Here is a 19971-nt window from a genome sequence, read left to right as displayed (position 1 = left end):
CGGCCGGGGGGAGGGCAGCATCGAGTGCGTGTTGTGACGGCCTCGAACCGGCGAACGCTGCGCCCTGTCGATCTGGCGCGCGAACACGGACTCTCGACCCAGGCGGTCCGCAACTACGAGGATCTCGGTGCGCTCCCGCCCGCCGCGCGCACCGACAGCGGCTACCGCCGCTACACCGACCTGCACGCCCTGGCACTGCATGCGTTCCTTGCCCTGCGCGCCGGATACGGCCACCAGGCGGCCCTCGACCTGATGCGCAGCGCCAACCGCGGCGACCTCGTCGCCGTCTACACCCGATTGGACGAGCTGCACGCGGAGTTCCTGCACGAGCGCCGGACCCACACGGAGGTCGCCGCCACCCTCGGCGCCCTGACCGAGGCCCCGCCGACCCGGCGTGCTCCCGAATCGCTCACCGTCGGACAGCTGGCGCACCGCCTCGGCGTCCACCCGGCGACGCTGCGGGAATGGGAGAAGGCGGGCGTCGTCGAACCGCGCCGCGACCGCGCCACCGGGTATCGCATCTACGGCGACACCGATATCCGCGACGCCCACCTGGCCTGGTACCTCCGCAAGGGCGGCATCGCCCTGCCGGAGATCGCCGCCTTCGTCCGCGAACTACGCCGCGCCGGAAACACCGATCGCCTGCACACCCTGCTCACCGACTGGGGCACCCGCCTGTCCACCCGCAGCCGCACCGCCGTCCGCGGCATCGCCCGCCTGGACACCTACCTCACCGCGGCCGAGGACGCCCGGCAGGCGTGAGCGCCCGGACCGACGGGGCGGCACGCAGTGCACTCTTGCATCGCGTGCCGGATTGCGCTGTGCGCCGAAGGTGTTCAGACCGGCGTTGCGGTCGCTCGCTTGATCAGGTGCTCCACCAGGGTCATGAGGACCGTTTTGCAGGAGGCGCGGTCGCGGGCGTCGCACGGGATCACCGGGATGTGTGGCTCCAGGTCGAGCGCCTCGCGGACCTCCTGGGGGGTGTAGACCGGGGCGGCGTCGAAACAGTTCACCGCCACGGTGAACAGCAGTCCGCGGCGCTCGAAGTAATCGATCGCGGCGAACGAGTTCTCCAATCGGCGGGTGTCGGCGATGACGATCGCACCCAGTGCGCCGCGGGACAATTCGTCCCACAGGAACCAGAACCGGTCCTGTCCGGGCGTGCCGAACAGGTACAGCACCAGGTTCCGGTCGATGGTCAGGCGGCCGAAATCCAGCGCCACGGTGGTGGTCTGCTTACTCTCCACGCCCGACAGATCGTCGATGCCGGTGGACAGTTCGGTGATCAGCTCCTCGGTGCGTAGCGGCTCGATCTCGCTGATCGAGGACACCATCGTGGTCTTGCCGACGCCGAAGCCGCCGGCGACGAGGATCTTGACCGACGCGGCGAGCGGGGCCGCGGACATCGTTTCAGGCACGGTGTGTTTCTACAGCTTTCGGATTCCGTCGAGTACTGCGCGCAGGGTATTCAGGATCTTCGTAACAGCAAGGGGCAGCCTCAAGGTAGCCGACACCTCGGCGACCGACTGTGGAATGCGGCACAGCCGAACATTTTCCGCGTACTCCGGCTCCACCCGCGTCATGGCAATCGGGGCTCCGCCCGGTGCAGGCCGCCGCGCGCATCGGCGGACAGGTGGCCGCCGACGCGCCGCACGGTCAGGTTCATCTCGTAGGCGACCATACCGAGGTTGGCATTCTCGTTGGCCTGCAGGGCGATACAGGCGTTGTCGCCGGCGGCGGTGACGAACAGGACGGCCCGGTCGAGTTCGATGACCGCCTGCCGCACCCCGCCGCCGTCGAAGCGGCTACCGGCGCTGCGCGCCAGCCCGTACAGCGTCGCCGACATGGCGCCGAAGTGCTCGGCGTCCTCGCGGCCCATGGTGGTGGATCGGCCCAGCAGCAGCCCGTCGGTGGAGTGCACCACCGCGTAGCGCACGCCGGCGAGGCGGTCGACGAGATCGTCGAGCAGCCAGTTCAGATCACCTACGTTGGAAGAGGTCACCGTCGCCTTCCTGTTCGTCCCGGGTAGCGCCGGGGTTCGCACCGGCCTGCCGCCCCTGCCGGATCCCATTCTCTATGGCCGACATCAGATCACGGGCCTGCTCCGCCGAACATGTTCGGGGCGGCGCGTTTTCGATCCCCGGCGCCCGCGTGTCGCCGGACTCCTGGACTGGCCGGGTCTTCACAGCCCTGCTGCCGCAGTTCCTCACCGCCTCGCCGTTCGGTAGCGGCCCGTCCCCTCCGTCCCGAGGCGGTTCACGCGTCCCGCCGGGCGCGGTAGATTGTGTGTACCGCGTGGTTACTGACAAGTAGGAGACGATGATGCCCGTGCCGGAAGCCGCCGTATTCGACCGCCTGCGGGCGTTCGCCGCCGTCGACGACGCCGCCGAGCGTGCGACGCGCACGATCACGGAGGTGTTCACCGGGCGCGCGCTCGGTGAGGTGCCGGTCGGCACGGCCGAGGACGTGCAGGCGGCGTTCGGCCGGGCTCGCACCGCGCAGCAGCGCTGGGCCGCGCGACCGGCGAAGGAGCGCGCCGCGGTGCTCGAGCGCTACCGCGAGCTGGTGGTGGCCGAGCGCGAGTATCTGATGGACGTGATCCAGGCCGAGACCGGCAAGGCGCGGTGGGCGGCGCAGGAAGAGATCATGGGCCTGATGTTCGCGGCCCGGTACTTCGCCCGCATCGCCCCGAGCGCGCTCGCCCCGCACTCCGTGCCCGGCGCGTTCCCGGTCCTCAACCGCGCGTCGGTGCGCACCCAGCCCAAGGGTGTCGTCGGGGTGATCGCCCCGTGGAACTATCCGATGCTGCTGTCGATCGGCGACTCGATCCCGGCGCTGCTGGCCGGGAACGCGGTGATCGTCAAGCCGGACAGCCAGACGCCGTACTCCTCGCTGGCGAATGTGGACCTGCTGCTGCGGGCGGGGCTGCCGCGCGACCTGCTGCAGGTGGTGACCGGCCCGGGCACCGTCGTGGGCACCGCGATCGTCGATTCGTGCGACTACCTGATGTTCACCGGCTCCTCGGCCACCGGCAGCACGCTGGCCCAGCAGTGCGGCAAACGCCTCATCGGCTTCTCCGCCGAGCTCGGCGGCAAGAACCCGATGATCGTCACCCGCGGCGCCGATCTGGACAAGGCTGCGAAGGCCGCGGTGCGGGCCTGCTTCTCGAACGCGGGCCAGCTGTGCATCTCGATCGAGCGGCTGTATGTCGAACGGGCCGTGGCCGAGGAGTTCACCGACAAGTTCGTGGCCGCGGTCAAGGCCGCGAAACTCGGTGCGGCCTATGACTTCTCGGCCGATATCGGTTCGCTGATCTCCGAGGCGCAGCTCGAGACCGTCACCAAGCACGTCGCCGACGCCACCTCCAAGGGCGCGAAGGTGCTGGCCGGTGGCATCGCCCGCCCCGATATCGGCCCGCTGTTCTTCGAGCCGACCGTGCTCGCCGACGTGACCGATGCGATGGAGTGCGGCCGCAACGAGACCTTCGGCCCGCTGGTGTCGATCTACCCCGTCGACGACGTGGAGGAGGCGATCGTGCGGGCCAACGACACCGAATACGGCCTCAACGCCAGCGTGTGGGCGGCCACCAAGGCCGACGGCGAGCGCATCGCCGAGCGCCTGCACGCCGGAACCGTCTGTGTCGACGAGGGATACGCGCCCGCCTGGGGCACCACGGGCGCCCCGATGGGCGGTATGGGCATCTCGGGCGTCGGCCGCCGCCACGGCCCCGACGGGCTGCTGAAGTTCACCGAGCCGCAGACCGTCGTGGTGACGCGCCTGCTGAACCTCGATGCGCCGTGGGGCGTCCCGCAGGACAAGTGGCAGCCGTTCCTCATGAGCATCGCCCGCGCGATCCGGTTCCTGCCCGGGCGGTGAGACAGTAGTCCCAGGTCCCGGGCGCGACTCAGCGCCTGGAACGCTGGGGTGCGGGGTCCATGCCTTCGATCAGTGCGGTGATCGCGCGGCGGATGCGGTCGGGCGTCTCGGATGTCGCGCGGTCGGTCAGTGCGCGATGGTGCACGATGCCGACCAGCGCGGCGGCCAGCGCCTCCGGCCGCACCGCCGCGGGTAACCGCGCCAGGCGCTGTTCGGCGGAAAGGTATGCGGTGACGGATCTTTCGAGCGCATCGAGCCCCGCGGAACGCTCGCCGAGTACCTGCTGAACCTGGTCGAGGAGTTCCGGGCGCGCGACGAGCAGCCGCGTGGACGCGAGGACGGTGTGCAGGGGGACCGCCAGGATCGCGTCGCAGACATTCCCGGCGAGGGTGCCCTCGCCCGCGCGTTCGATCAGCCCCGCGCAGTCGGCGGCGATCGTGAAGGCGCGGTCTACGGCGAAGGCCGCCAGGAAGCCGTCGAGGTCGGCGAAGTGGGAGTAGAGCAATCCCGTCGCGACACCGGCTTCCGCCGTCACGGCCCGGCCGCTCAGCTTGCCCGGACCGTCGCGGACGATCACTCGCTCGGCGGCCGCGAACAGCTGCTGCCGGATCTCGGGAATCGCGACACCTCTGGGCACATCGGACAGTTTAGGCGCTCGGGCACCCGGAACCTCGACTTGCCGCGAGTATGAGCACATGCTCATACTGAGTTTGAGCGTCTGCTCATACTTTGTTCGGCGAACCCGGGAGTGGTTGTGACTGATCCGCAGGACCAACGGCGACAAGGCGATACGCGAGGCAGGCGGGTGGTGGTGTCGGGTGCGGGCATCGCGGGCCTGGCCACCGCGCTGCGCCTGTACCGATCGGGGTGGGAGGTGCTCGTGGTCGAGCGCGCGCCCGGTCGGCGCAGCGGCGGATATCTGGTGAACCTCCTCGGCTACGGGTACGACGCCGCCGAACGCATGGGCGTGCTGCCCGCGCTCGCGGCCCGGGATATCGGATGGTTCACCTCGATCATCGTCGGCGCGGACGGACGCGACAGAATCACGATTCCCGCCGAGGTCGCGCGCGCCGCGCTGGCGCAGCGGGCGCTGTCGCTGTTCCGCGGCGATATCGAGACCGTGTTGTTCGAGGCGGTGCACGCGGCCGTCGACCTCCGGTTCGGCACCACCGTGCGCGCGGTCGACCAGCATTCCGGCGGCGTCGAGATCACGTTGAGCGACGGCACCCGCGAGCGCGCGGATCTGCTCGTCGGAGCCGACGGGCTGCACTCCGGCATCCGGGAGATCGCCTTCGGCCCGAAGGCGGACCACTTGGTGGACCTGCGGCACATGGTGGGAGCGTTCCCGCTGTCGCGTGTTCCGGAGGAAGTGCCCGACGCGTCGTCGAAGACATTCATCGGCCTCGGGCGGACCGCCGCCGTGATCAATGTGGGGCCGCGGCGATCCTCGGCCTTCTTCACCTACCGCGCCGACGATCCCGCGGCCGAACTGGCGCGGGGCGCGACCGCGGCACTGTCCGCACGGTTCGGTGATCTCGGGGGCAGTGTGCCCGATGCCTTGCGGCAGCTCGAAAACGAGCCTGGCGCTGCGTATTTCGACTCGGTGAGTCAGATAGTCATGGATCGATGGAGCAGTGGCCGGGTCGTGCTGCTCGGCGATGCGGCCTGGTGCGTGACGCCCTTCGCCGGATACGGCGCGGCGCTCGCACTGGCCGGGGCGGGACGGCTCGGCGATGCACTGGACGAGCACGACGACATTCCGGCCGCCCTGGCCGAATGGGAGACGATGCTGCGTCCCGATATTCGCAAGCGCCAGGCCCTGGCCCGCAGGGGCGCGAGCCAATTCGCGCCGCCCACCCGGGCGCATCTGTGGATGAACAACCTGATGCTGCGCGCCATGCGGCTTCCGGTGACACGGAAGATGTTGCAGCGCTCCGTCGAACGTGCGAACGCCTGACGGCGACTGCGTCCGCTCGCTCGGGAGACCGTCAGAACGGATGCGCCCGGGCGGTCCACTTGGCCGTGAGGTCGGCGGAGAGGTCGCGGGGGAAGGCGATTCGGTGCGGGTCGCCGTCGGAGGTGAATCGCTGGTCGGGATGGGCGGCGAGATGGTCGAGCCAGTAGGCCGAGTCGAAGGGGACCTGCCCTGCGCCCGAGCGGATCCGGGGAACGGCCGCGGGGTCGACGGAGCCGTAGGGGGAGGGGGCCGGTTCCGATCCGACCAGCATGACCGCGTCGAACGCGTAGGACGTCCCCTCCCAGGTTCCCGCGACCGCCGCGGCGGGGTCGGCGGGTGAGATGCCCAGGGGCAGGGCCATGGTGCGTACGGCGGTGCCGGGCGCCGTGGCCGCGATGGTGCGCACGTTGAGCGCGAGTTCGCGTCGGACGCCCGTGGTGTCGAGAGTGCCGAGGTCGGCGTGGCTCGCGGTGTGCGCGCCGATCTCGTAGCCGTGGGCGGCCAGCCACGGTAGCGCGCGGGGGTCGTCGCCGAACAGGTCGTCGTTGACGTAGAAGGTCGCGACGGCGGGGAAGTCCGGGTGGCGGGCCGCGAATTCGGCGAGGATGCCGACCGCGGTGTCGGGCGCGGGCGTGCCGTCGGGGGTGAAGGCCACCTGGCTGGCGGTCGAATCGTCGAAGGTCAGCACCACCGGATGGGTGCCCGCGGGGATATCGATCTCTCCCGCAATGTATTTCGCGGCGGTCACCGGGCGGTAGCCCTCGCGGTACAGGCGCTCGAGCTCCTCGCGGAACTCCGCGGGCGTCTGGTCGTACTCGCCGGAGGGCGCCGGGCTCAGCTGGTGGTACATCAAGATCGGGACCGCGCCCAGTTCGTTCGCCCCGACGGCCGCCGGATCGGGGGCCGGGGCCGCCGGTGGGGGCGCGGGCGCGGTGACGGCGGCGGGTTGCTGGGGCGCGCCGCAGGCGGCCGCGACCAGGAGGGCCAGCGCGGACAGGAGGGTGCCACGGTTGCTCACCATCACGTCAATATTACGTACCGCCAACGATTCTCGGTACAAACCGGGAAAGTCGGCACGAAACATCATGCCGGTGTGGATATTAGGGAGACGTTTACCGAAAGCTGGTGTGTGCGTTGCTGAAGCGAGTCCCGACACGGGGGCGTCCGCGGCTGATCGTGTTGTCGGTCGTGGTCGTCACCGTGGTGGTGGTGTCCGGCGCGATCATCGGTTCGGCGGTCTCGGAGCCCTCGGGCCTGCCCCTGACCGGCCTGCCCGGCGGCCCGATCGGCGCGGCCGCGGTGAATTCGCTGGAGCTGTCGGTGGATGCCCGCGGCCACGATCCGCAGGCGGTGCGGCTCACGCTGGACGGCAAGGAGGTCTCCGGCGAAATCGCCGGGGACACTGTGCGATACCGGCCCACCGGCCTGCCCGACGGCGAGCACACGTTCACCGCCGAGATTCCGCCGGGCGGACTGCTGGGCTGGATGCGAACGGGCCCGGGGGTGTCGAGGACGTTCACCGTCGACACCCGGCCCCCGGACCTGACCGTGGAGCAGCAGGGCACGGTGCCCTCGTACCGCCAGCCGGTCACCGTGCGCGGCACGGCGGTCGGGGCCGAGCGGGTCACCGTCGGAGCCACCTCGGTGGCAACCGATTCCGAGGGCAGATTCGAGGTGACGCTGCCGCGGGCGCCGGTGGGCGCCGCGGTCGTCGCCGTGGACGACGCGGGCAACGCGACCACGCGGCCGATCGATTCCCGGGTCACCATGCCCCGCACCAAGGCCGTCCATGTCACCGCGTACGGCTGGGCCGACGAGGGCCTGCGCGAGGGCGTCCTGGCGCTGGCCCGCGAGGGGCGGATCAATACGGTGGAACTCGACATCAAGGACGAGGACGGCGTCGTCGGCTACGCCTCCGAGGTGCCGCTCGCGCGGGAGACCGGCGCCGCCGCCGGTATCTACGACGCCCGTGCCGCCCTGAAGACGCTGCACGACATGGGTTTACGCGTGGAGGGCCGGATCGTGGCATTCCGGGACCCGACGCTGGCGGGCTGGGCGTGGGGCGCCGGGCGCCCGGACTGGGTGGTGCAGGCCCCCGGCGGCGGGCCCTACGCCAGCGGATACGGCGCCATCGCCTTCACCAACTTCGCCAATCCCGAGGTGCGCCGGTACAACATCGATCTCGCGGCGGAGGCGGCCCGGCTCGGCTTCGACGGGGTGATGTACGACTATGTCCGGCGGCCCGACGGTCCCCTGGGCGGAATGCATTTCGCCGGGATCACCGAATCACCGACCGTCTCCATCGCGGAATTCCTGCGCGAGAGCCGCGATCCCGTGCGCGATGCGGGCGCGAGCCTGAGTGCCGCGGTGTTCGGCATCGCGGTGAACCGGCCCGAACAGATCGCCCAGGACATCCGGCTCATGGCCCCGCACGTGGATTATGTTGCGCCGATGGTGTATCCGTCGCACTGGGGCGCGGGCGAGTACGGGGTGGCCGATCCGAACGCCCAGCCGTTCGACATCGTCCAGCGATCGCTGCGGGACTTCCGCGACCTGACCCAGGGCACCGGCGCCGCCGTGATCCCGTGGCTGCAGGACTTCAGCCTGGGCGTGAACTACGGCGACGCCGAGGTCCGGGCGCAGATCGACGCCGCGGCGACCACCGGGATCGACAGCTTCTTCCTGTGGAATCCGTCCGTGCGCTACCACGGCGGAGCCCTGACGCCCGGTCCCTGATCCCCACCGATCACAGCAGCAGGTCGGCCCCGGTGATCGGCGGATCCGCCTCCAGCGCTTCGACTTCCGCGTCCGACAGCAGCCGCGAGCGGATCAGGAAACGCACCCCGTCCGGCGCCTCCAGGGAGAACCCGCTGCCGCGACCGGGTACCACGTCCACGGTGAGGTGGGTGTGGCGCCAGTACTCGAACTGGTCGGCGCTCATCCAGAACGGCGTACCGCCCGGCAGGTGACCGAGCAGCACGTCCGCGGACCCGACGCGAAATTCGTTGCGGGGGTAGCACATCGGAGAGCTGCCGTCACAGCATCCACCGGACTGATGGAACATCACCGGACCGTTCCGCTCGCCGAGTTCGGCGAGCAGCGTGGCCGCCGCGTCGGTGATACCGATGCGGGAAACCTTCTCGGCCATCAGAAGAACCCGAGTTTCTGCGGTGCGTAGCTCACCAGCAGATTCTTGGTGTGCTGGTAGTGGTCGAGCATCATCCGGTGGTTCTCGCGGCCGATGCCGGACTTCTTGTATCCGCCGAAGGCGGCGTGCGCCGGATAGGCGTGGAAGCAGTTGGTCCACACCCGCCCCGCCTTGATGGCCCGGCCCATCCGATAGGCGGTGTTCATATCCCGGGTCCAGACACCCGCGCCGAGTCCGTACAGGGTGTCATTGGCGAGGGTGATCGCCTCGTCCACGGTGTCGTACCTGGTCACCGCCACCACCGGTCCGAAGATCTCCTCCTGGAAGATGCGCATGTCGTTGCGCCCCTCGAAGATCGTCGGCTCGATGTAGTAGCCGCCGGGGAACCCGTCGACCTTGCGCGTCGCACCCCCGGCCAGCACCTTCGCGCCTTCCTTACGGCCGATATCGATGTAGGACAGGATCTTCTCGTACTGGTCGTTGCTGGCCTGGGCGCCGATCATGGTGCTGTCGTCGAGGGGGTTGCCGCCCTTGATATTGCGGGTGCGCTCGAGGCAGCGGGACAGGAACTCGTCGTAGATCGAGGAATGGATCAGCGCGCGCGACGGACACGTGCACACCTCGCCCTGATTGAGCGCGAACATGACGAAACCCTCGACCGCCTTGTCCAGGAAGTCGTCGTCGGCGGCGGCGACGTCGGGCAGGAAGATGTTGGGACTCTTCCCGCCGAGTTCCAGGGTGACCGGAATGATGTTCTCGCTGGCGTACTGCATGATCAGCCGCCCGGTGGTGGTCTCCCCGGTGAACGCGACCTTCGCCACCCGCGGGCTGGACGCCAGGGGCTTGCCCGCCTCGACGCCGAATCCGTTGACCACGTTGACCACTCCCGGCGGCAGCAGATCGGCGATCAGCTCGACCACCAGCAGCAGCGACGCCGGGGTCTGCTCGGCCGGTTTGATGACCACGCAGTTGCCCGCCGCCAGCGCGGGAGCCAGTTTCCAGGCCGCCATGAGAATCGGGAAGTTCCACGGGATGATCTGGCCGACGACGCCGAGCGGCTCGTGGAAGTGATAGGCGACGGTATCGGCGTCGACCTCGGAGATGCCACCCTCCTGGGCCCGGACGACGCCCGCGAAATACCGGAAATGGTCGACGGCCAGCGGGATGTCGGCGGCCAGGGATTCGCGGACCGGCTTGCCGTTCTCCCAGGTCTCGGCGACGGCGAGCCGCTCCAGATGCTCCTCGATCCGGTCGGCGATCTTGTTGAGCAGATTGGCGCGCTGCGTGACCGAGGTGGCGCCCCAGGTTTCGGCCGCGGCGTGCGCGGCCTCGAGCGCGCTGTCGATATCGGCGGCCGTGGAACGGGCCACCTCGCAGAAGGTCTCGCCGTCGACGGGGGAGGGATTCTCGAAATAGCGCCCCTCGACGGGTGCCTTCCAGTCGCCGCCGATGAAATTCTCGTAGCGCCGGGCGAAGTGGACGACGCTGCCGTCGGTACCGGGCTTGGCGTAGATCATGATGCTCGCTTCCTGTTCTACCGGCAACGTCAGCGAGGGGCCCTGCGCGTGGCCGCCGCCCGCGGGCATCCCGCCGACTGATCCATGTGACGGCGTCACTATGGAACGCGGCGGTTGGCGGGAGGTTGGCGGTCGCGCGGTCAGCCGCCGTGCGCGGCGTGCAGGCGGGCGGTGACCACGGCGCGGCGGGGGTCGGACGGCGCGAGCAGCCGCAGCGCGTGCTCGTGGATCTGCGCGTCGTCCGGGCAGCGTGCCCCGAATTCCACGGCGTGCGTGGGTGATTCGCTGTCGAGCACCGCGGTGCGCAGGCTCACCGCCAGATATTCGCGCCACTGTGCGATGCCGGGGGTGTCCGAGCCGGGCAGCAGCGGCCCCCGATACAGGCGCAATGCGGCGGGCAGGTCACCGGCCGCGATCGCCGCGAGCAGATCCACGGCGTCGCAGGAGATCGGGCGCGCCAGCATGTAGCGGCGGCTGGTGATGTCGCCGCCGGTGGCATTGCGCAGATGTGACACGTCGGCCTTGAGCGTGGACGCCGACACCGGGCGGTCGCCGTAGACGGCCGCGTGCAGCCGCTGCGGCGTGTAGCCCTCGGGCTCGAGCGCGAGCAGCGCCAGGATCTCGATCTGCCTGGGCCGCAACCGGACCGGGCAACCCGCCCGGGTCAGGTCCGCGCCGCCGAGGCACCGCAGCCGGATCTCGCAGCGGTCGGGTCCGGTGCCGGACTGCCGCGGCAGCCGCGATTCGATCGCCGACACCAGCGCCCGCACGGTCGACATCGCCAGTGGATGCGAGCGGTCCCAGGTGGTGGACAGATCCAGCACCCCGAGGCGCCGCCCGTCGGGGGTGTGGATCGGCGCGCAATAGCAGACCCAGCCGTGCAGGGCGGCCACCAGATGTTCGGCGGAGAAGACGATGCTGGGCTCGCCGGTGCGCAGCGCCAGCGATAATGCGTTGGTGCCCATATGGGTCTCGTCCCAGCGGCCGCCGGGGGCGAAGTTGACCTGTTCGGCCCGGCGGCGCATCACCCGGCCGCCGCAGGACCACAGGATGGTGCCGTGCTCGTCGGTGACGGCGGCGACGAATCCGGAATCGTCGGCGATGCTGCGCAATTCGCCCGACAGCTCGACGACCGGCTCGCGCAGCGGTGACGCGGTCCAGCGCGAGCCGATCTCGGCGTCGTCGGCGGGTGCGGCGAGGCAGGCCGGATCGACGGTGGGCAGCGAGCGGCGCCACGACTGCACCACCTCGCTGCGCAGCACGGTCTGCCCGGCCGGCACCGCATGCGCCGGTGCCCAGCGGGCCCATTCCTGTTCCAGGGCGGCGCGCCGCTGGGTCAGGGTGCGAATCTCGGGCATCGCAACGCCTCCCGGGGAGTCCCTGCGCCCTCCCCATGATTGCGCACGCGGCGGCACCGCGGGCGGGAATCCCGCGGCCCGAATGCGCCAGCTCGTGATCGCTCTCGGCGAACGCGTGTGGGCCGGTCGCCGCCGGGCTGGTAGACAGGAGCGATGAGCGCTCCCTTCCGGTTCGGTGTGAACATGATCTCGGTCGAGTCCCGCGCGGAGTGGGCGGAAAAGTGCCGCCGGGCAGAGGATCTCGGCTACGACGTGATCGGCATCGCCGACCATCTGGGGCTGCCCGCGCCGTTCCCGGCGATGCTGGTCGCCGCCGACGCCACCGAGCGGGTGCGGCTGAACACCTTCGTGCTCAACGTCCCCTTCTACAACCCGGTGCTGCTGGCGCGCGACGTCGCCACCGTGGACCTGCTCAGCGAGGGCCGGGTCGAGCTGGGCCTGGGCGCCGGATACGTGCAGGCGGAGTTCGAGGCCGCCGGGATGCCGTTCCCCGGCCCGGGCCGCCGCGTCGACCAGGTCGCCGAGGCGGCGGCGACGCTGCGGCGGCTCTATGCCGATCCCGAATATCGCCCGCGCCCCGCGCAATCGGGCGGTCCGACGCTGCTGATCGCGGGCTGGGGCGACCGGCTGCTGCGGGTGGCCGCCGAACACGCCGACATCATCGCGCTGACCGGCGGCACGGCCGCCGCCAGCGGGCACATCACGGTGGCCGGTCCGGAGGCGACGCTGCAGCGGATCGACTACGTGCGCGGTCTGCTGGGCGAGCGCGCCGACAGCGTGGAGTTCAATCTCCTGCTGCAGGGGGTCGCCAGCGCCGCCGAACGCCCGGAGATCCTGGAGCGCTACGCGGCCCACCTGCCCGAAGGAGCGGCCGAGAATCTGGAGGACATCCCGGTGCTGCTGCTCGGCTCCCCGCAGCAGCAGGCCGACCAGCTGCGCGAGCGCCGCAAGCGCTACGGCATCAACTACTTCACCGTGCTCGAACAGAACATGGAGAAGTTCGCCCCGGTGATCGAGCTGCTGCGCTGACGGCCGCGCCTCACTTGTTGAAGAAGATTCCCGCCACGTCGGCGTTCTTGATGGGCGTCTCGGCGTTGCGCTGATTGCCGCACAGGAACTCCACCGCGGTCATCGTCAGGTCGACCTGGGTGCCCGGCGGCTCGTTCTCGCTGCCGGTCTGCTGCTTGACGAACTTCGTGATCGTGACGCGCTTGGTGTCCTGATCCTGCTTGACGTAGTCGCTGCACTTGGTGTCCCCGCCCTTGTTGATGGCGCGCTCGACATCGCTGCAGCCGGTCAGAAGCGCTGTGGCGACGGCCAATCCGGCGATTCCTGCGGCGGGCCATCGCGGCGATTTCATCCGGGTTCTCCTCGCGGGGGTCGTGCCGGATCGATCCGGCTGGACGGGGCGGTCGCAGTCAGCCTAGAGGGTCCGGCGCGCCTGCGGCCACCGGGCGTGAGAGCGATAGCCGCTGTTCAGGGTGTCGACGGGGCGATGAGCCCGGTGAACATCCGGGTGATCCGATCGGAGAGGGCCGCCGGGTCGGTGTGCATCTTGGCGGCGCGCTTGGTGAGCTGGCCGTCGACCGTGAGTGCGGCCAGGCCGTGCGACAGAGCCCAGATCGCCATCGCGAGCGTGTCGGCCTCGGCGGCGGGCAGCACACCGGCCCGGGTCGCCTCGGCGACGGCGTCGGTCAGGACCGTGAACGCCGCGTCACCGGCCGCCATCGTATCCGGATGCTTCTCGGGCCGGGACAGTTCGGGGCGGAACATCAGCCGGAAGTAGGCGGGCTGCTCCCGCGCGAAACGGATGTAGGTGTCGGCGATCGCGGTGAGCCGGTCGCTGGGGTTCGCGGCGGCGCCGACGGCCGAGATCAGTTCTGCGCGGAGCAGTTCGAATCCCCGCGTGGACAGGGCGGCCAGCAGGGCGGTGCGGTCGGCGAAGTGATGGTAGGGCGCGCCCGGGCTCACCCCCGCCTCCCGCGCCACGCGCCGCAGGCTGACCGCGGGCAGCCCCTCGGCCTCGATCAGCCGCAGGGAGGTGCGCAGTAGCTCCTCGCGTAGCGCGCCGTGGTGATAGCGATCCTTCGTCGACGGCATGGGGGTGAGCGTACGGGTTGACTTCGAGCGCCCCGCAATCTATACAGTGATTACATTCTAAACGATGATTAGATCGGAGTCGGGTCATGTCGGATCGCGTTCTGGTGACCGGAGTTTCGGGTTACCTCGGCGGACATATCGCCACCGAACTGCTCGCGCACGGCTATCGGGTGCGCGGCACCGTGCGCTCGGCGACCGCGGACCTCGCCGCGCACCTCCCGGCCGTCGAACTCGTGACCGCCGACCTCACCGATGAGGCGGGCTGGGCGCAGGCCGCGGCGGACTGCCGGTACGTCGTGCACGCCGCATCGCCGTTCCCGGCGACCGAGCCCGACGACGAGGACGAACTGGTCCGGCCCGCCGTGGACGGCACGCTGCGGGTGCTGCGCGCGGCCGCCGCGGCCGGGGTGCGGCGGGTGGTGGTGACCTCGTCGATCGCCGCGGTGCGGATGGGGCACCGCGAGCGGGTGTGCACCGAGACCGACTGGTCGGATCCGCGGGCGTGCAACGCCTACGAGAAGAGCAAGACCCTCGCCGAGCGCGCCGTCTGGGACTTCGCGCGCGAACGCGGGATCGAGCTGGTGGCGATCAATCCCGGCATGATCCTGGGCCCGGTGCAGCGCGCGGCGGTGGGGACCTCCGTGGAGGCGCTGCGCATCCTGCTGGCGCGGGCGATGCCCGCCGTGCCGCCGATCGGTTTCGCCACCGTCGACGTCCGCGACGCCGCCGTCGCGCATCGGCTGGCGCTGGAACTCCCGGAGGCGGCGGGCAACCGCTATATCGTTGCGGGAGACTATGTTTCGATGACCGAGATGGCGCGCATCATAGCGACGCGGTACCGGGTGCCGACCCGCACCATCCCCGCCTGGCTGCTGCGGCTGGCGGCCCGGTTCGACGCGACGGCCCGGCTCGCGGCGAGCCGGCTCGGCAAGCGCGAGGCGGTCAGCGCCGACAAGGCGCGGCGGGAGCTGGGCTGGACCATGCGGCCGATCGAACAGACCCTGCTCGACACCGCCGAGAGCCTCGTGCGGCTCGGCGTGGTGGCCGACCCAGGACGGCCGCGGGCGCGCCGCGGCACCACCGGCCCGCGTCCGCAACCGGCCTCGGCCGTCTGAGCGAGGAGCATCCCATGTTGATCGCCACTCTCGTCGTCGCGCTCACGGCACTGCTGCGCCGCCGCTTCGGCAAGGGCTCGACCCGGAACCGGCGCATCGCACTACCGATTCGCAGAGGGATGTCCGCGAGCCGCGTCGTCTCGGACTCGGTGCGCCGGACGCTCGCCGCACGGCTCCGCTCCGGCCGCGCGGTCCTGGCGCCGGGCGTCATCGCGGGGATGGCCGCGGTGACACTGCTGTCCGCGGCCGCGCTGATGGTCCCGTGCTGGTGCGGCACGACCGGCGCCTGATCTGTGGCCGCGACCTCGGGCGCCGGATAATGTCTTGCCCATGGAGTTCAGCACGCTCGGTAGTACCGGTCTCATCGTTTCCCGAATGGCGTTCGGGGCCATGACATTCACCGCGGGCAACCGCGATATGCAAGCCGTTTCGAAGGTCGGCGCGGAATTGGCCGGCGAACTGGTCGGGCGGGCACTGGAGGCGGGGATCAATTTCTTCGACACCGCCGACGGCTACGCCGGGGGAGAGTCGGAGGTCCTGCTCGGGCAGGCGCTGCGGCCGCATCGCGACGATGTGGTCATCGCGACCAAGGTGGGGTTCCGTAGCGGCGATCCGATCACGCGGTCCGGCCTGTCGCGGCGGCACATCCTGTGGTCGATCGATCAGAGCCTGCGGCGGCTGGACACCGACTGGGTGGACGTGTACATCGCGCACCGGGAGGATCCCTTCACGCCGCTGGAGGAGACGCTCGCCGCGCTGGACGAGGTGGTGCGTTCGGGGAAGGCCCGCTATCTCGGCTTCTCCAACTGGTCGGCGTGGAAAGTGGCGGCGGCCTTGGAGATTCAGCGCGCGAACGGCTTCGCGGCGTTCACCCACGGGCAGATGAACTATTCGCTGGTCGGGCGCGACGTGGAGCGCGACGTGATCCCGATGATGCGCCGCTACGGGCTGGGCATGACGGTGTGGAGCCCGCTGGCCAGCGGTTTTCTCTCCGGCAAGTACACGCGGGAGACGCTGACGGACCCGGACAACCGCCTGTCCGGATTCGATCTGCTGCCCATCGACAAGGAGCGCGGCTTCGCGCTGATCGAACGCATGCGGATCATCGCCGACAAGCACAGCGCCAGCGTCGCCCAGATCGCCCTCGCCTGGCTGCTGGCCCAGCCCGCGGTGACCAGCGTGCTGCTCGGCGCCACCAAACTGCACCAGCTCGAGGACAATCTCGGCGCCGCGTCCGTCCGCCTGACCCCCGAGGAACTCACCGAACTGAACGACGCCATGCCCCCGTCCCCCGTCTACCCCAACTGGTTCATCGACAACCTCCAAGACGAGCCCGCCACCGAGGCCCTCGCTCCGCGCTGACCCGTTTCCGCACCCCCAGCGTGTTCCCGCCCCGTCCGCAGGCGCTCGCAGGGCGTGCGGGAACACGCAGGGGGTGCGCGGTCGGATGGGGCGCGGCTAGTCTGCGGCGGTGGATTTGTCGGAGTGGACCAGTTCGGTGTCGTCGGTGACGGACCGGTTGAGTGTGGTGTCGGAGCATCCGCCGCTGTGGGTGGTCGTCGCGACCGGGGCGGTGGCGCTGGCGCTGGTGATGTATCCGCCGGTGTGGCGGGTGCTGCGGACCGTCGTCACGATCGCGCACGAGGTCGGGCATGCGGTCGTGGCGGTGCTCACCGGGCGGACGCTGAGCGGGATCCGGCTGCACTCGGACACCTCGGGCGTGACGGTCTCGCGCGGAAAACCCTACGGGCTGGGCATGATTCTCACGACGCTGGCCGGATATCCGGCGCCGTCGGCGGTGGGACTGGGATGCGCGGCGCTGTTGGGCGCCGGTCGCCTGACCCTGATGCTGTGGCTGGGCGTGGCCGCGCTGGTGGTGCTGCTGGTCTTCATCCGCAACCTCTTCGGACTGCTGGCGGTGGTCGTCACGGGAGCGGTCACCCTGGGCGTCTCCTGGTACGGAACCGTTGTGTGGCAGGGCATCTTCGGGTACGCGGTGGCGTGGTTCCTGCTGTTCGGGGGGATGCGCGCGGTGGTGGAACTGCAGCGGGTGCGGGTGCGTGGCGACGGCTCCGACGCCGATCAGCTCGCCCACCTCACCCGGCTGCCGTCGCTGCTGTGGGTGCTGGTGTTCGGCGCCGCGGCGCTGGCGGCGCTCATCGCCGGTGGCAGCCTGCTGCTCGGGCCGCTGCCGGAAATCGGCCTCGCCTGATCGTTGTCACGGTTCGTACAGGCCGTTGGCGCACGCGCGCCACACCCGCGCCTCGCTCGCGCTGCCCTGACGGTCGAGCACCTCGGCCAGTCCGGCCATGGCCCGCACGTCACCGTGGTCGGCGGCGGTGCGCCACCAGCGTTCGGCCTCGCCGAATTCGCCCCGCCGGAACCGCACCACCCCGAGGTCGTACGCGGCGCCCGCATGTCCGAAACCGGCGGCCTGCGACCACAGCGCGCACGCCTGGTCCACGTCGCCGCGCCCGTGCATCGCCACGCCGAGATCGTAGAGCGCGCCGCGATAGCGGCTCTGATCCGTCGGCGCGGCCACGGCGGCCACCTCGACCACCAGATTCGTGAAATCCAGGGGACCGACGCCGGCGCTGCAGCGCAGCAGCGGATTTCCGGCTGCGGTGCGGTCCACCACGATGCCGTAGTTGCCGGTCCACGACTCGACCGCGCCCGCGGCGTCCATCCAGACCGGGGTGAGGGTGAACGACGCCTCCGGTCCGGCGGCACACACCTCCAGCGCGACCCCGCCGGTCATGGCGTCGGTCCAGACGTCGACACCGCGTAGTCGACGGCCCCGCAGCGTCACGTGACCGCCCAGCACCGACAGCCCGACTCCGAGCCCGAGCAGTCCGGCCGGGGGAGCGGCCGCGTGCAGGGTGAGGGTGATGATGCTCGGATCCTGGCCCAGCGGTTCGGAATACAGCGGGTAGACGGCCGTACCGCCGACGTCGACCGGTTCGGCGCCGTCGTACCGCTGCGCGAGCGAGGGCACCTCGTACGGGGACGACCCGGTCATCGTGTCCGCCTTCCGCCGGAACTGCTCGGGTGGATTCGGGGCATACCGTAATACCGGCTGCCGGGAAAAATCGATGAACCGTCGGGGAGTCTGCCAGAAAATTCCGGCCGCAAACAACACGGGCGAAATGCGTCCGACCGGTTTGCATCCACTGCGGTTGTGCGGCGAATGCCGGTGTGCTCGTTGCGCAGTGCGCGCAAGGACGGCGCAAGGCCCGTGCAATCGGCCGTCGGCACGCTGGGCGCATGACCGAGACATTCGACGTGGTGGTGGCGGGGGCCGGACCGGTGGGGCTGATGCTGGCGTGCGAGCTGCGGCTGGCGGGGGTGGACGTGCTCGTGGTGGAGCGGCTGCCCGAGATGGATCAGACGGTGAAGGCAGGCGCGATCAATGTGCCTACCGCCCAGGCCTTCTACCGGCGGGGGATGCTGGCACAGCTGAACGAGCGGCACGCATCGAGGATCGCGCAGTTCGACGCCTTCCGTGCCGCGCACGGGGAGGAGCAGGCCGGGCGCCTGGTCGTCGGCCACTTCGCCGGGATCTGGTTGCGCAGCGCCGATATCGACCTCGACGACCCGGCCTTCGCCGAGGTCGGCCCGGTGGACCAGGCGTGGTTCGTCTCGCAGCAGGACGTGGAGACGATACTCGCCGACCGCGCGGCCGAACTCGGGGTCCGCGTGCGCCGCGGCGCGGAGCTGACCGGATTCACCGACGACGGCGACTGCGTGACGATCTGGCTCGGCGACACCGTGGTCCGCGCGGGCTGGCTGGTCGGCTGCGACGGCGGCCGCAGCCTGGTGCGGAAGCTGGCCGGATTCGACTTCCCCGGCGTCGATCCGCTGATCACCGGGCATCAGGCGGTGGTGGAGATGACCGGTGCCGAGGCCCTGCGGCCCGGCTGGAACACCACGGACACCGGCATCTACACCCACGGGCCGATGCCGGGTCGCTTCCTGACCGTCGAGCCCGACGGGCCGCCCGCCGATCGCGACGCCCCGATCACCGCCGCCGAACTGCAGGCCAGCCTGCGCGCGGTATCCGGTGTGCCGGTGGAGATCTCGGCGGTGCGGTCGGCGACGCGGTTCACCGACAACACCCGCCAGGTCACCGAGTATCGGCGCGGCCGGGTGCTGCTGGCCGGGGACGCCGCCCACGTGCATTCGCCGTTCGGCGGCCAGGGCCTGAATCTGGGCATGGGCGACGCGATGAATCTCGGCTGGAAGCTCGCGGCCGTGGTGGCCGGTTGGGCGCCGCCCGGGCTGCTGGATACCTATACCGCCGAACGGCATCCGGTCGGGGAGTGGGTGCTGGAATGGACCCGGGCGCAGGTGGCGGTGATGCGCACGGATCCGCGCAGCCGGGCGATGCGGTCCGTCCTCACCGAACTGCTGGAGACCCGCGACGGCGCGACGGCGGTGTACAAGAAGATCTCCGGCGTGCTGCACCGCTACGACCTCGGCGGCGGCCACGACCTGGTCGGTACCACCGCCCCCGATATCGAGCTGTCCGACGGCACCCGGCTGGGCGAACACTGCACCGACGGCCGCCCGATCCTGCTGGACCTCACCGATTCCCCGCAACTACGATCGCTCGCGACACCATGGACCGACCGCGTCCGGGTGCTCACCGCCAAACCCGTTCGACCACGCAACCTCTCCGCAATCCTGATCCGCCCCGACGGCTACATCGCCTGGGCCTCCACCACCACCCCCACCGGACTCGAGCATTCCCTGACAACATGGTTCGGCGCACCTTCGAGACCGGACTAGGGGCCCAGGCTCTCTCCGCGGCCTCACCCGATCCCCGGGGGGGGGGCGGGGGGGGCGGGGCGGGGGCGGGGGGGGGGGGGGGGGGTGGGGGGGGGGGGGGGGGTGGGGGGTG

20 protein-coding genes and 1 pseudogene are annotated in these 19971 nt (G+C 70.5%); 10 read left to right on the top strand and 11 right to left on the bottom strand.

The genetic code is table 11. The features are described from left to right. The first annotated feature begins 33 nt into the window (after nt 1-33). Nucleotides 34-762, top strand: a complete 729-nt coding sequence (locus QH290_RS27565) for a MerR family transcriptional regulator (RefSeq protein WP_280265503.1) — start codon at nt 34-36, stop codon at nt 760-762. Between the two features lie 74 nt (nt 763-836). Here QH290_RS27565 and QH290_RS27560 read toward each other — a convergent pair whose 3' ends face one another. From QH290_RS27560 to QH290_RS27550, 3 genes and pseudogenes are all read right to left on the bottom strand, one after another. Continuing rightward, a complete protein-coding gene (locus tag QH290_RS27560; protein ID WP_280265517.1) occupies nt 837-1406 on the bottom strand; it encodes a GTP-binding protein in 570 nt (189 codons plus the stop codon). 21 nt (nt 1407-1427) lie between these two features. After that, nucleotides 1428-1583 (bottom strand): annotated as a pseudogene (locus tag QH290_RS27555) (DUF742 domain-containing protein); the annotation flags it as partial. Further along, nucleotides 1580-2002: a roadblock/LC7 domain-containing protein gene (locus QH290_RS27550; protein WP_280386067.1), complete on the bottom strand. Its 423-nt coding sequence runs from the start codon at nt 2000-2002 to the stop codon at nt 1580-1582. The pseudogene QH290_RS27555 and the gene QH290_RS27550, both read right to left, overlap by 4 nt. A 320-nt stretch (nt 2003-2322) precedes the next feature. Between QH290_RS27550 and QH290_RS27545 the strand changes: the two genes are divergently transcribed. Then, nucleotides 2323-3876 (top strand): succinic semialdehyde dehydrogenase, encoded by a 1554-nt coding sequence (locus QH290_RS27545; RefSeq protein ID WP_280386095.1) that lies wholly within the window; start codon nt 2323-2325, stop codon nt 3874-3876. Between the two features lie 28 nt (nt 3877-3904). Here QH290_RS27545 and QH290_RS27540 read toward each other — a convergent pair whose 3' ends face one another. Then, a complete protein-coding gene (locus QH290_RS27540) occupies nt 3905-4513 on the bottom strand; it encodes a TetR/AcrR family transcriptional regulator (protein ID WP_280265505.1) in 609 nt (202 codons plus the stop codon). 117 nt (nt 4514-4630) lie between these two features. Here QH290_RS27540 and QH290_RS27535 point away from each other — a divergent pair, with 117 nt between their 5' ends. Then, nucleotides 4631-5833, top strand: coding sequence for an FAD-dependent oxidoreductase (locus QH290_RS27535; protein WP_280386065.1), 1203 nt, complete (start codon nt 4631-4633; stop codon nt 5831-5833). 31 nt (nt 5834-5864) lie between these two features. On the opposite strand, the gene QH290_RS27530 is transcribed toward QH290_RS27535, so the two are convergent. Next, on the bottom strand, nt 5865-6854 hold the full coding sequence (locus QH290_RS27530; RefSeq protein ID WP_280265507.1) for a polysaccharide deacetylase family protein: 990 nt from the start codon (nt 6852-6854) through the stop codon (nt 5865-5867). A gap of 113 nt (nt 6855-6967) precedes the next feature. On the opposite strand from QH290_RS27530, the gene QH290_RS27525 reads away from it, so the two are divergent. Continuing rightward, nucleotides 6968-8569: a putative glycoside hydrolase gene (locus tag QH290_RS27525; protein WP_280386063.1), complete on the top strand. Its 1602-nt coding sequence runs from the start codon at nt 6968-6970 to the stop codon at nt 8567-8569. Between the two features lie 10 nt (nt 8570-8579). Here the strand turns inward: QH290_RS27525 and QH290_RS27520 are convergent, their stop codons facing one another. The 3 genes from QH290_RS27520 to QH290_RS27510 form a co-directional block, all read right to left on the bottom strand. After that, on the bottom strand, nt 8580-8981 hold the full coding sequence (locus tag QH290_RS27520) for a DUF779 domain-containing protein (protein ID WP_280265509.1): 402 nt from the start codon (nt 8979-8981) through the stop codon (nt 8580-8582). Further along, entirely contained in the window at nt 8981-10501 is a 1521-nt protein-coding gene (gene exaC / locus QH290_RS27515) for an acetaldehyde dehydrogenase ExaC (RefSeq protein WP_280386093.1), read from the bottom strand. Before exaC ends, QH290_RS27520 begins: the two co-directional genes overlap by 1 nt. Nucleotides 10502-10638: 137 nt before the next feature. After that, on the bottom strand, nt 10639-11856 hold the full coding sequence (locus tag QH290_RS27510) for an AfsR/SARP family transcriptional regulator (protein ID WP_280265510.1): 1218 nt from the start codon (nt 11854-11856) through the stop codon (nt 10639-10641). Between the two features lie 153 nt (nt 11857-12009). On the opposite strand from QH290_RS27510, the gene QH290_RS27505 reads away from it, so the two are divergent. After that, a complete protein-coding gene (locus QH290_RS27505; protein WP_280265511.1) occupies nt 12010-12885 on the top strand; it encodes an LLM class F420-dependent oxidoreductase in 876 nt (291 codons plus the stop codon). Nucleotides 12886-12895: 10 nt separating this feature from the next. Here the strand turns inward: QH290_RS27505 and QH290_RS27500 are convergent, their stop codons facing one another. Both QH290_RS27500 and QH290_RS27495 read right to left on the bottom strand, forming a co-directional pair. Beyond that, complete coding sequence (locus QH290_RS27500; protein ID WP_280265512.1) at nt 12896-13216, bottom strand: hypothetical protein; 321 nt, start codon at nt 13214-13216, stop codon at nt 12896-12898. A 116-nt stretch (nt 13217-13332) separates the two neighbouring features. Beyond that, on the bottom strand, nt 13333-13956 hold the full coding sequence (locus QH290_RS27495) for a TetR/AcrR family transcriptional regulator (RefSeq protein WP_280386061.1): 624 nt from the start codon (nt 13954-13956) through the stop codon (nt 13333-13335). A gap of 86 nt (nt 13957-14042) precedes the next feature. Between QH290_RS27495 and QH290_RS27490 the strand changes: the two genes are divergently transcribed. The 4 genes from QH290_RS27490 to QH290_RS27475 all read left to right on the top strand — a co-directional run bounded on the left by QH290_RS27490 (nt 14043) and on the right by QH290_RS27475 (nt 17283). After that, nucleotides 14043-15071, top strand: a complete 1029-nt coding sequence (locus QH290_RS27490; RefSeq protein WP_280386060.1) for an NAD-dependent epimerase/dehydratase family protein — start codon at nt 14043-14045, stop codon at nt 15069-15071. Nucleotides 15072-15085: 14 nt separating this feature from the next. Further along, on the top strand, nt 15086-15361 hold the full coding sequence (locus QH290_RS27485) for a hypothetical protein (protein WP_280386058.1): 276 nt from the start codon (nt 15086-15088) through the stop codon (nt 15359-15361). Nucleotides 15362-15401: 40 nt separating this feature from the next. Then, nucleotides 15402-16433: an aldo/keto reductase gene (locus tag QH290_RS27480; RefSeq protein ID WP_280386056.1), complete on the top strand. Its 1032-nt coding sequence runs from the start codon at nt 15402-15404 to the stop codon at nt 16431-16433. Between the two features lie 109 nt (nt 16434-16542). Further along, entirely contained in the window at nt 16543-17283 is a 741-nt protein-coding gene (locus tag QH290_RS27475) for a M50 family metallopeptidase (RefSeq protein ID WP_280262102.1), read from the top strand. A 6-nt stretch (nt 17284-17289) separates the two neighbouring features. Here QH290_RS27475 and QH290_RS27470 read toward each other — a convergent pair whose 3' ends face one another. Further along, nucleotides 17290-18090, bottom strand: a complete 801-nt coding sequence (locus QH290_RS27470; protein WP_280262100.1) for a tetratricopeptide repeat protein — start codon at nt 18088-18090, stop codon at nt 17290-17292. Nucleotides 18091-18335: 245 nt separating this feature from the next. Between QH290_RS27470 and QH290_RS27465 the strand changes: the two genes are divergently transcribed. Next, nucleotides 18336-19859 carry an FAD-dependent oxidoreductase gene (locus tag QH290_RS27465; protein WP_280386054.1) on the top strand — a complete coding sequence of 508 codons (1524 nt, stop codon included), beginning with the start codon at nt 18336-18338 and terminating at the stop codon, nt 19857-19859. Nucleotides 19860-19971 lie beyond the last annotated feature (112 nt).

Origin of the sequence: Nocardia wallacei (assembly GCF_029869545.1) — a bacterium.
Lineage (GTDB): Bacteria > Actinomycetota > Actinomycetes > Mycobacteriales > Mycobacteriaceae > Nocardia > Nocardia wallacei_A.
Note: the sequence above shows the minus strand (reverse complement) of the source record. Positions and strands in the feature narration are given on the sequence as shown.

Coding starts and splice junctions, on each gene's coding strand:
- QH290_RS27490 (WP_280386060.1), top strand. CDS start 14,043: ATGTCGGATCGCGTTCTGGTGACCGGAGTTTCGGGTTACCTCGGCGGA.
- QH290_RS27495 (WP_280386061.1), bottom strand. CDS start 13,956: ATGCCGTCGACGAAGGATCGCTATCACCACGGCGCGCTACGCGAGGAG.
- QH290_RS27505 (WP_280265511.1), top strand. CDS start 12,010: ATGAGCGCTCCCTTCCGGTTCGGTGTGAACATGATCTCGGTCGAGTCC.
- QH290_RS27520 (WP_280265509.1), bottom strand. CDS start 8,981: ATGGCCGAGAAGGTTTCCCGCATCGGTATCACCGACGCGGCGGCCACG.
- QH290_RS27530 (WP_280265507.1), bottom strand. CDS start 6,854: ATGGTGAGCAACCGTGGCACCCTCCTGTCCGCGCTGGCCCTCCTGGTC.
- QH290_RS27470 (WP_280262100.1), bottom strand. CDS start 18,090: ATGACCGGGTCGTCCCCGTACGAGGTGCCCTCGCTCGCGCAGCGGTAC.
- QH290_RS27500 (WP_280265512.1), bottom strand. CDS start 13,216: ATGAAATCGCCGCGATGGCCCGCCGCAGGAATCGCCGGATTGGCCGTC.
- QH290_RS27480 (WP_280386056.1), top strand. CDS start 15,402: ATGGAGTTCAGCACGCTCGGTAGTACCGGTCTCATCGTTTCCCGAATG.
- QH290_RS27545 (WP_280386095.1), top strand. CDS start 2,323: ATGCCCGTGCCGGAAGCCGCCGTATTCGACCGCCTGCGGGCGTTCGCC.
- QH290_RS27560 (WP_280265517.1), bottom strand. CDS start 1,406: ATGTCCGCGGCCCCGCTCGCCGCGTCGGTCAAGATCCTCGTCGCCGGC.
- QH290_RS27465 (WP_280386054.1), top strand. CDS start 18,336: ATGACCGAGACATTCGACGTGGTGGTGGCGGGGGCCGGACCGGTGGGG.
- QH290_RS27485 (WP_280386058.1), top strand. CDS start 15,086: ATGTTGATCGCCACTCTCGTCGTCGCGCTCACGGCACTGCTGCGCCGC.
- QH290_RS27510 (WP_280265510.1), bottom strand. CDS start 11,856: ATGCCCGAGATTCGCACCCTGACCCAGCGGCGCGCCGCCCTGGAACAG.